This window comes from Flavobacterium frigidimaris (assembly GCF_002217275.1).
GTDB classification, from domain to species: Bacteria; Bacteroidota; Bacteroidia; order Flavobacteriales; family Flavobacteriaceae; genus Flavobacterium; species Flavobacterium aquidurense.
In genome coordinates this window covers 1-1,237 of the sequence record NZ_MUGV01000063.1, presented here as the reverse complement: position 1 = coordinate 1,237, position 1,237 = coordinate 1, and the positions used below count along the sequence as shown (strand labels likewise).

Sequence of the window (1,237 nt, the reverse complement as noted above, 5' to 3'; positions counted from 1 at the left end):
CAGATGTACGCAGATTTGTTATTTCTGGGGTAAATTTTTACGCAGATTTTGAATAGCTTAATCAGATATTTTTAAATTAAATCTGTGCTGATCTGCTAAAATCTGCCAAATCTGCGTGAAATAATGGATCTGCTTATAAGGTTTCACGCAGATTTAAAAAGGATTTAGGCAGATGTACGCAGATTTGTTATTTCTGGGGTAAATTTTTACGCAGATTTTGAATAGCTTAATCAGATATTTTTAAATTAAATCTGCCAAATCTGCGTGAAATAATTTTTAGAATATCTGCGAGGGAAATAATTCTTATCTGCTTTTCAAAACATCCTCTCCATTCAGGTAGTCAGAAGGTCGTTGTCCGAGGATTTTGAAGAAGGTATTACTGAATGTCGGCACACTACTATAACCTACTTCCAGCGCGACTTCTTTGACCGAAAGTTTTCTGTCCAACAGCAATTCAATTGCTTTTAAAATTCTTCTAATAGTATAATATTGAATAAAAGACATTTTGAGATCTTTTTGAAACAAGCGATACAAAGAGCGTTCGCTGTAACCAAATTCATGAGCAACTTCAGAAAACAAAATTGTTTCTCCCAAATTATTTTCGACATAACGCAAAATTTTACCCAGGCGCGCATCTTTTGGCAAAGGTAATTCTAAAGGTAAATTGGTCAGGCAAATTTGAGGTAAAATGGCTTTAATTGCTTTTGCAATGACAAAATTCGGAGAGCCTTTCTTCAAATCGCCGTTCCATTGATTCGTGAAAAGCATCATTTGAAGCAGTAAATTATTGACCGGATAAATCCCTTCACTTTTGTAAAAAACGTCTTCATCCTTCTCAACTGGAAAATATAGATTTCGCATCATCACATTTTCCGACTTTGGCTGAATGCTGTGTTCTACGTCAGCCGGGATCCATATAAAATGTCTTGCCGGCAAAAAATAGGTTTTAGTTTCGGTAGTTACAAAAACCACATCGCCTTCTGCATAAAGCATTTGTGCTTTATTGTGTTTGTGCGTCGGAACCAACAACTCTCCCATCAAATCATGGTGACAGTAAATGCTTTTTTTATCAGCATCTACTTTTGTGAGGTAGTATTTGTCTATTTTGAATGTTGATCGTTCCATTGAAGAGATTTCTTATTATAAAGATAAGAAAGAAATTTAACCGCAAGGTACGCAAGGCTGAAAACGGAAAGTTCGCAAAGCTTAATTAAAACGGATCAACACATATTGTTGT

1 protein-coding gene is annotated in these 1,237 nt (G+C 35.2%); it reads right to left on the bottom strand.

Translation table 11 applies throughout. From position 1 onward, the window contains the following. Nucleotides 1-303: 303 nt before the first annotated feature. Entirely contained in the window at nt 304-1,125 is an 822-nt protein-coding gene (locus B0A65_RS22885; protein WP_074660308.1) for an AraC family transcriptional regulator, read from the bottom strand. Between the last annotated feature and the right edge of the window lie 112 nt (nt 1,126-1,237).